Consider the following 1,011-nt stretch of genomic DNA (forward strand, 5'->3'; position numbering starts at 1 on the left):
TCGACACCACCGACCACCAACGCCTCCACCGCCTCGGCATCACCCCCCTGCCCACCGACCACGCCCTCACCCTGCTCGACACCACCCTCACCACCACCCACCCCACCCTCATCACCGCCCAACTCGATCCGGCGGTGCTGGCCGATCAGGCGCGCGAGGGGACCCTGCGGCCGATGCTGCAAGGCCTGGTGCGGGCACCGCGGCGGGTGGTGGACAGCACCGCGGCGGAGACGTCCGGTGCGTCCGAGTGGAGCCGCCGCCTCGCCGGCCGCAGCCCCGCGGAGCAGCGCGAGCTGCTGGTCCAGCTGGTGCGCGGGCAGGCCGCCACGGTGCTCGGGCACTCGGCGCCGCCGAGCATGTCGGACGAGGTGGCGTTCAAGGAGGTGGGGTTCGACTCGCTCACCGCGGTGGAGCTGCGCAACCGACTCGGTACGGCGGTCGGCCTGCGACTGCCGGCCACGGTGATCTTCGACCACCCGACGCCACGGTCCCTGGGCGAGTACCTCCGCGCCGAGCTCGCGCCGTCACCCGAGTCGGTGCACGAGAGCACGCTCGCCGACCTCGACCGGCTGGAGCGTGCGGTCCTCGACGGCCCCGCCGACGACGCGGCCCGGCACCGGATCACCCGGCGGCTCGAGGACCTGCTCTTCACGATCAAAGAGGCCGGTACGCGGGCGGACGGCACCCATTCCGATGTGGCCGGACTGATCGGCGACGCCTCGGACGACGAGATCTTCCAGTTCATCGAGAACGAGTTGTGACCCGGACGGCAAGGGAGTCGAATCGGCATGAGCGGTGAGGACAAGCTGCGCGGATACCTCAAGCGGGTGACCGCCGATCTGTACCAGGCGCGCCAGCGACTCGCCGATCACGAGGCGCGGAGCAGCGAACCGATCGCGATCGTCGCAGCGGCATGCCGCTTCCCCGGCGGCGTAAGGTCCCCCGAAGACCTCTGGGACCTCATCGCCGCCCAGCACGACGCCATCGGCGACTTCCCCACCAACCGCGGCT

General features: G+C 71.5%; 2 protein-coding genes. Both read left to right on the plus strand.

Going from position 1 to position 1,011, the window contains the following annotated elements:
• On the plus strand, window positions 1-761 hold a 761-nt coding region (locus tag D7223_RS32365), incomplete at its 5' end, for a phosphopantetheine-binding protein (protein ID WP_238162338.1).
• A 27-nt stretch (window positions 762-788) separates the two neighbouring features.
• Window positions 789-1,011: polyketide synthase docking domain-containing protein (locus D7223_RS32370; protein ID WP_147442486.1), on the plus strand; the 223-nt coding region annotated here is incomplete at its 3' end.

Origin of the sequence: Micromonospora endolithica, assembly GCF_003626595.1 — a bacterium.
Classification (GTDB): domain Bacteria; phylum Actinomycetota; class Actinomycetes; order Mycobacteriales; family Micromonosporaceae; genus Micromonospora; species Micromonospora endolithica.